This window comes from Streptomyces sp. HNM0645, from assembly GCF_030056615.1.
In the GTDB taxonomy this organism is placed as follows: domain Bacteria; phylum Actinomycetota; class Actinomycetes; order Streptomycetales; family Streptomycetaceae; genus Streptomyces; species Streptomyces marianii.
The window spans coordinates 1-7923 of the sequence record NZ_JASHLT010000089.1 but is presented as its reverse complement, the minus strand read 5'-3'; the positions used below and the strand labels follow the sequence as shown (position 1 = coordinate 7923).

4 protein-coding genes and 1 pseudogene are annotated in these 7923 nt (G+C 67.6%); 4 read left to right on the top strand and 1 reads right to left on the bottom strand.

Features of this window, described 5'->3' with window-relative positions:
* The 4 genes and pseudogenes from QMZ92_RS35110 to QMZ92_RS35095 form a co-directional block, all read left to right on the top strand.
* Positions 1-153: pseudogene (locus QMZ92_RS35110) on the top strand (NF041680 family putative transposase); the annotation flags it as partial.
* Between the two features lie 50 nt (positions 154-203).
* Positions 204-788, top strand: a complete 585-nt coding sequence (locus QMZ92_RS35105; protein WP_283301891.1) for a Mom family adenine methylcarbamoylation protein — start codon at positions 204-206, stop codon at positions 786-788.
* Positions 789-983: 195 nt separating this feature from the next.
* Complete coding sequence (locus QMZ92_RS35100; protein ID WP_283301889.1) at positions 984-1862, top strand: hypothetical protein; 879 nt, start codon at positions 984-986, stop codon at positions 1860-1862.
* 173 nt (positions 1863-2035) lie between these two features.
* Entirely contained in the window at positions 2036-2599 is a 564-nt protein-coding gene (locus QMZ92_RS35095; protein ID WP_283301887.1) for a hypothetical protein, read from the top strand.
* Between the two features lie 639 nt (positions 2600-3238).
* On the opposite strand, the gene QMZ92_RS35090 is transcribed toward QMZ92_RS35095, so the two are convergent.
* On the bottom strand, positions 3239-7923 hold a 4685-nt coding region (locus QMZ92_RS35090; RefSeq protein ID WP_283301885.1), incomplete at its 5' end, for an RHS repeat-associated core domain-containing protein.

Here is a 7923-nt window from a genome sequence, read left to right as displayed (position 1 = left end):
GCAGCCCGCCCAGCGACCGCACCGAAACCAACCCGGCCCGGGCCTGGACGGCCTCCCGGCTCGAAGAACAAGCAACGTGCCAAGCGCCACGACGTCGGCAAAACCATCAAACGCGCCGAATCGATCAAGGAACACCAAACACAACGCGGTTAAACGCCAAGCTGAGTGGCGTCGCCGTCTTCGGCCTCTCCGTCAGCAGGGCCGTGCTCGAGCGCGCCCTGCCCGGCCTGGAACCCCATGTGGCTGCGCTGGAGTGCTCGCGATTCGTGCTGCTGGACGAGTGCCCGGCGAACGCCGAAAGCTGGTTCCTTGCCCGCACCTTCGACGCACTGCTCGCCTCGGACGTACGAGGCGTGGTGTCCTTCGCGGACCCCGTACCAAGACGCTCAAATACGGGCAAACTAGTATCAGTTGGTCACGCAGGAACGATCTATCAAGCGTCGAACGCGGCCTACACCGGCCGCGCCACGGCGCGGACGATCAAACTGCTGCCCGACGGCACTGTGCTCAACGACCGATCCGCCCAGAAGGTGAGAAAACAGGAGCAAGGTCATGAATATGTTGAAACCAGGCTTATTTCTCTCGGAGCCCCGGCGCCCAGGGCCGGCTGCGACCCGGCCCTGTGGCTACGCGACGCCCTGCATGCCGTGGGCGCCCGGAACCTGCGCCATCGCGGCGCGCACCGGTACGTGTTCCGGCTCGGAAAGAACCAGCGCGAGCGCGACCGGATCACCCTCGGATATCCGGACCTGAAGCCCTACCCCAAGGGCCCCGACCTCTGCGACTGACCGGGACCAGCAGATCAGTACCCAGCAACCACTGCGACTCGCACCCGGCCCCTACCGGCCCTACCGGGGCGAGCCGCCCAACATCGCCACGGCATCTGGTAGTTGCAGCCCTAACTGTGCCCTCGCCCAGTGTGCCGCTCGCCGGGGCCACGAGAGTCCCGGAACAACCGAGCCGGATGCGAGAGGCACACCACCATGACCAAACGCCGGAACTACACCCGCGAACTGATCACGAAGCGCGCCGCCGCCTACCAGGCCTTCCGCGACCACCAGGGCGACGAGCACGACCGCCCGCCCATGCTCCGCGTGATGGCCGGGTTCGGCCCCGGGCTCCCCGTCGCCTACGAGCCGCGCAGCAAGTCCGACCCCCTGCCGTGGGTCGAGTACAACGGCGACACCGGCATCGGCAACTGGCGCTACAGCGGGCGCGAATGCTGGACCGCACCCGTCGAGACGCGCAACGAGATCATCGCCCGGCAGACCGTCGCCCGGTCCGTGTACCGGCGCCTGGCCGCCGCGGGCATCGCCTGTGAAGGATGGGGCGACAGCGCCGGGACCTACGCCCGCTACACCTTCGCCGACAGCTCCGAGGTCACATGGTCGGGCACCGACCTCTACGGAGCGGAGGTCTCCAACCACCACCCGATCGGCGAGCACGGATCCCTCGGCGCCCACTGGATGCAGGAAGGGCAGCCCCCGTACCTGCAAGAGCTCCCCGACTTCGCCACGGGCAACTACGCCACCGACTCCGCCGCCCTGGTTGCCTGGATGATCGGCCTCGCCGACCGGCACGGCCGCCGCCACCAGGAGCACGCCACCAAGGAGGACACCGACGCAGCGCTCGCCTGGCAGCAGACCACCGGCGGATTCATCGCAACCGCTGCCGACTGCGACAGGTACCGCTTCTACCCGGTCGACGGCCGTGCGACGCTCGCAGGGAGCCCGGGGGAGAGCTGGCTCGCCGCCTACGAACTCCCCGCCCATCGCACCCGCCTCCTCCAACTGAGCGAACAGGAGGCCCGCGAGGTGGCCACTCCCGTCTTCTTCCAGCAGCCCACAGGCACCACGCACTAACGACCACACCACGCGCAGCCCCCTCGCCCCGCCGGGCCAGGGGGCCGCTGTGTGTCTTCGGCAGTTGCCCGGCTAACCCGCCGCCCCACCACGATCCGGCGCACCGGGCAACGGCACCCCCGCCGATTCCGCCCCGGCCACCACATGCCAGCATCGACCGAAGGACCACCCCTGTGACCACGATCAACCACGATTCCGGCCACGACCAGCCGACACAGCCACTCACCGAAGACCGCAGGCTGGAACTGAGCCGCGCCTCGGAGGAGCGCCACCGCCCCGTCACCGTCCGGGTCTACGTCTCTCCGATCACCTCACGCGCCGCCCTGCGCTGGGTGAACGCTGAAGGACACGACAGCCCGACCCTCTGGGAACCTGTTCCGCTGGACGGCAACCACGCGCACGCCCTGCGCGATGAGGTGCTGAACCTCGCCGGGGCCGTCCTGGCCAAGCGAGGATTCAACTACGCGCGAGGCGCGTACTGGAAGCCAGCATCCGGCGATCAGGACCCGGATGCCTGTTGGTCCGCCCGACACCCTGGGCTGCGGGAACCTGCCTGTAGGTCGCGCATCTATCTCTTCATTCGGTACCTGTCAGGTTCTGGGGTGCACTGTGAGGCCGAGCAAGTATCGCGGTCCAGGTCCTGCCGTAGGCGGACAAAACTGATGTCCGTCTACGGCATAAAGGCCCAGGCGATAGCGGCAGCAAAAGGCAGGATGAGGAGATCGAACCATCCGTAGCGGACCCTCCGGGACGACGTGAGCGTCGAGTCGGAATTCCCCTTCTGTGCTGCAAGGACAGCGTGCCGCAAGTCGCGACGCGCACCGTTCGCCCTCTTTCCATCAAAGACGGACCGTGTCATGGCCCAAGGTAGGACTGTGCCGATTCCTTCAATTTCAAAGGCGCCACCTCTGCCCTCCCTGGCCAGGAGTCGTACGCTATCTAGGCTTGCGCTGTAGGTGAAGAAAGGATTGCAAACCGTGATGCGCCCATTCCCCCACTCGACGTACGGTGTCAGGCCAACGCGTATTAGCGTCCATGCAACGACACCGGGTACCGCAATAGCCAGGCATACGTCCCATGCACTGCGGGGCGCCCCTGAATCCAGGAATAGAAAGTATACGGCGACCGCTAGCATAGCCAGCATCATGGCGTGTGATGCAACGTATACGGTCCTGTTCCTGTAGCGCATGACACCTCCGGATGTGAGGGCAGTCGCACTGGGATTTCGATACCTCAGTCGCGATTGCGTTCCAATTAGCCATCAAGTGCGAGATGTGGAATTGGCAGCTGATCGCGGCCCCTCCACCCAGCTGTCAACCAAAGTACACGGGGGGTGCCACGCAGACCGCGTGGCACCCCCCGTTATCGGAATCTGCCTAGCAGTAGCGCATCTTCCAGCTCATTCCACAGGTCAGCGTTCCTGTCCAGGCGTTGCCAGCGTAGTTCCACGCCGTACGCCGGTAGGAGACCCTCTTCGCGTGTCGACCGCGGCCTGCGGCGTGTCTGCCGCCTCTTGAGAATCCACGGCTCGACTTCCACCATGAACCAGCTGCGAATCGGCCTGCGCCAACTCCGACTGCGGCCCAGGCAGCCGACTTGGCCTGCGCCTTCCAGTACTTCTTCGTGCGCCACCGGCCGCCGCGGCCGTCCGCCACCGCCGTGGCGGCGAACACTGCGACGCTGGCGACGGCGCAGGTGCCTGCGGAGGCGATGATGCAGGCTGCTGTGGCGCCGTAGCCGGCGTAGGTACGCCAGTTCTTGCGGACGTGGCGGGCTGCGCGCTTGAATCCGCGCTTGACCTTCTTCCAGCTCCACCACTTGCCGTCGAGGTCGTAGCGGTTGAGGGGGTCGGCGTTGACGTACTCGTAGGCGTTGGCGCCGCCGCCGTAGACCGGGTCCATGGACAGGAAGCGTCCGGTTGTGGGGTTGTAGAGGCGGACGCCCATGAGGGTGAGGCCGGTGAGTGTCTCACTGGAGCGTTGCTTGGCACCGAGCCAGTTGTAGCGGGTGGCCGCCTGTCCGGTGCGTGGGTTGCCGTACTCGTCCGAGTCCAGGGCGACGGGTGCCTTGCTGGTGTCCAGCGGGAGCTGGAGAGCGACATCGCCGTGGATGGTGGTGAGTTGGAGGACGGTGTCGCCGGTCTCGCTGGTGATGGCGCCGAGGTCGCCGGAGGCGGCGTCGACGTTGCGGGTCAGCGCGCCGGTGGCGGTGTCCTCGATGATCCAGCGGGGGTTGTCGCCGTCGCTGTCGTAGTGGTTGAGCTTGGACTGCTCCTGCGTCCAGGTGGTGCCGCTGCCGGCTTCGACCTTCCAGGAGCGGAAGCGCAGGGCGGCGTCGAGCTGCCAGGTCTGGCGCTTGCCGTTCGCGGTCTGCTGGTGGGCGAGGTCGTTGGCGTAGTAGCCGATCGTGCCGTTTCCGGGGACCGCTGTGGTGCGGCCGAACACGTCGTAGGTGTAGCCGCTGTCGACGATGCGGTCGGCGCTGTCGTAGGTGTGGCTGGTGGTGGTGCCTCCTGTGGTGGGGCAGTCGGCGCCGGGGGTTCCGGTCGCGGAGGTGAGGGACTTGCGGTTGGTGCGCGCGTCGAAGGCGTAGCTCCGGCGGGTGCAGAGGGTTTCGGTGGTGTCTTCGACAGTGGTGAGCCGGCCCGTGGCGTCGTAGCGGTAGGTCTGGTCGGACCAGCCTGCGTGGCTGGTGACCTGGCCGTGGATGGACTCGGTCACGGTGTCGGAGTAGACGATCGTGCCGTCGCTGTCGCGGGTGTATGTGCGCTCGACGGCGCTGCCAGTGCTGTCCTCCGTCTGCTGGAGGGTGTAGCCGCCGGGCAGCTTCTCGCTGGTGACGGAGCCGTCTGCGTCGTAGGTGGCCTGGAAGCTACCGGCGATGGAGTCGGTGGTCTTCGTGGCCAGACCGCGCGGTTCGATGGTGGTGTCGTAGGTGTAGGTGACGGTGGATGGAACCGAGTCGGACACCTTGACCGGGCGGCCGAGGAGGTCGTACTCCGTGGTGGTGGTGCCACCGTCGGCATCGGTGTAGGAGATCTGGCGGCCGAGCTTGTCGTACGCCTTGGTGATCGTGCCGCCGGTCGGCGACGTGGTCTTCACTGCCTGGCCGGTGGCCGGGTCGTACTCGGTGGTGGACTCAGGTACGGCCTGGCCGATACCGCCGGTGATGGCGACCTTGGTCTGTCGGCCCGCGTTGTCGTAGGTGGTCGTCGTGGTCCGGGTGACGCCGTTGGCGGTCTCGGTGACCTTGGCCGGGCTGCCCCACCAGTCGTACTCGGTGGTGGTGGTCGGCAGCCCGGTGGGGTTGGATCCGCCGCCGGTGATCGCTCCGCCAGGGGAGATGGAGCACACCAGGTCGGCCCACTCGGCGCGCCCCGCGCAGTTGCCTGTGCCGCTCGCGGACCAGTACGTGGTCACCCTCGTGGCCGCGTCCGCACCTGTCGCACCCGGCAGCAACTGCTTGACGATGCGGCCCTGGGCGTCATATTCGGTCGTGGTGGTGATAGCCAGGCCGCCCGGGTCCTGGATCGTCTGGGTCGGCAGGCCTTTGACCCAGTCATAGACCGTCTGAGAGACACGGGTCTCGCCCTGGACGCCAGGGTGCTCGCGGACCTCGGCACCGGTGGTGATCTTGGATATCTGGTCCTTGACCTTGGCAGTGCCGTCGGTCGGTCGCCCGGCGTCGTACTCGTTGACCGTCCACGTGCGGGCGGTCACCGAGGTGCCGGCCGGGACCAGGGTGGTGCTGCCCGACTTCAGGTCGGCCGTGAGGTCGATCCGGCGCAGAGGGCCGAACTCCTCCAGCTCACGTGTACCGGTGTCGTTGTAGACGGACCGGGTGGCCAGCAGGTCGGCGCGCTCCGTGCTTGTCAGCTGCGCGATGCCCAGCTCGGCCTGGGCTGCCTCGTCTGCGGCGGTCAGTCCCAGGGCGACGGCGCGGTTGGCGGCGGACAGTTCACGGACGGTGTTGCCGAAGCGGTCGTACTCGGTGGTGGAGATGTGCCCGCCCGGAGTCGCGGAGTTGACCTCGCGACCGGAGACCCCGAGGTAGTGCACGTCTGCACGCTTGTAGTCGGCCGCGCCGAGTGAGCTGCCGGAGTGGGAGGCAGGCACCGTGTCGGCGGGGAAGACCGCGGTCGCGTCGGTGGGCGCGTCGAGCTGGCCCCATGCCCTCACGTCCGTCGCGCCCAGCTTGTAGGGGGCAGTGGTGCCGGTGAGCGGCACGTCGTAGACGACGCTGGTGGCCGCCTCTCCCTCGACGGTGTCCGTGGTTCCCTGCTTCAGGGCGGGGCGGGTTGCCTTCAGGAGCATGCCTTCACCCGCGGTGTCGGCGCTGCCGGCCTTGCCGTAGCTGAAGGTCCAGGGCAGCTCACCGGGCGGAGTGAACTTGGTGACCCGGCCTGCGCTGTCGTAGGCGTACTCGGACTTCAACGACGGGCTGATCTGAGGGTTCCACGCCTGACGCAGGCGGCCCGAGTCGTCGTACAGGTACATCTGCACGGACTTCGAGGTGGCCGCAGCCGCCCCCGGAGCGGTTGACCACAGGCGGATCTCCTTCACCTGCCCGCTGTAGTCACCGAACGTGGTGGCGGTGGCGGTGGTGGCGGTGGCGTACACGAACTCCACCACCCGGCAGCCCTTGGTTGCCGAATCGGCGGTACAAGCGGCAGTGGTCGCCGCGGAAGTGGCGCCGATGATCCGCTTGGGCCGTGCAAGCTTCTTGCTGTCCACGGTGACGGTCTCGGAGACCACCGTGGTGGTGGAGTTGGACAGTCCGTCCAGCAGGGTGCTGGAGACCTGCCAGGTCGTGGCGTCGGTGGCGGGCTTGGTGAACTCGGTCACCGTGCCTTCGGTGTCGGTGAGTGTGAACGAGCCCGTCACACTGCCCTTGAGGGTCAGGTCCTCGGAGCCGGGCTCGGCGACCCAGGCGCTCTTCGCCGCGTTCGCGGTGAAGTGAGTCTCCTCCCCCTCGGAGTCGACAACGGCCACGGCCGTGTCGGACACCTCCCGGACGTGGGAGAAGTCGGAGTCCGTCATTTCGGCAACCGTGCCGGTGACCCATTCCTTGCCGAAGATCGGCGCCTGCCCCTCCTGCTTTGCTCCCTTGTCCGGGGTGCGCGAGGAAGCCGTACGGGAAACCGACAGGTCGAATGCCGAAGCGTCGGTGGCCGAGAGGGTGTAGTCACCTGTCAGGAGGTTCACCGAGCCGGGGCCCACCTCGTCGGATGCCGCACCGCTGGCGTTGCGGTCGACGACCACGGTCAGCGGCTGGGTCGATCCGGTGGCGGAGTTCGGGCCGGTGAAGTCGGCCTTGATCTGGACAGTGCCGTCCGGGTCGACGGTGCTGGTGGTGTTCCACACCAGGGCGGCGTTCTTACCGCCGGTCACCGCAACCGGCCAGGCCGTGAGCGGGTCCCCGCCCGAGGTGACGTCACCGGCCGGGATCTGCACCCAGGGGTCGGCCTCAGAACGGCGCCAGGAGAACGACACATTGTCGTACTTGGAGCCGTCGGCCTCGGCAACCAGCGGCAGCCGGCGCGCGGTCCGCTCGCCCTCGGCGGGCTGGATGAAGCCACCGGGCCCGGCGTGGAAGGTGTAGTCGATCGCCTCGGACTTGTTGTCGGCCTTGTCGACCTGCCGCACCTGCAGGGTGTGGGTGCCGTCCTTGGGCGGGGTGATGCTGATGGCCTTGGCGGCAGTGGAGCCGCCGGTGGCGACCTTGGTCCAGGTCACGCCGTCCAGCGACCACTCCAGCCAGTTGTGGTCCGTGCCGTTCGGTGTGACGGTGAACGTGCCCGCCTGGCCCGCGCCCTTGACCCACGCGTTCGACGGGTAGTCCGTCGACGTGATGGCGGTCGGGGCGGACGGCGCGGTGGTGTCGACGCGGAAGGTCTTCCACGCCGACCAGCCCAAGTTGTAGTGCGTGCCGTCATACGGGGAGGTGCGGAACTTGTAGGTCTTGCCGTTGGTCAGCACACCGGCGGGTACGGTCACCGAGGCGACCTGGCCGGAGGGGACGTACGGGGAGACCAGGTAGTTGCCGACCTGGGTGTCGGTGG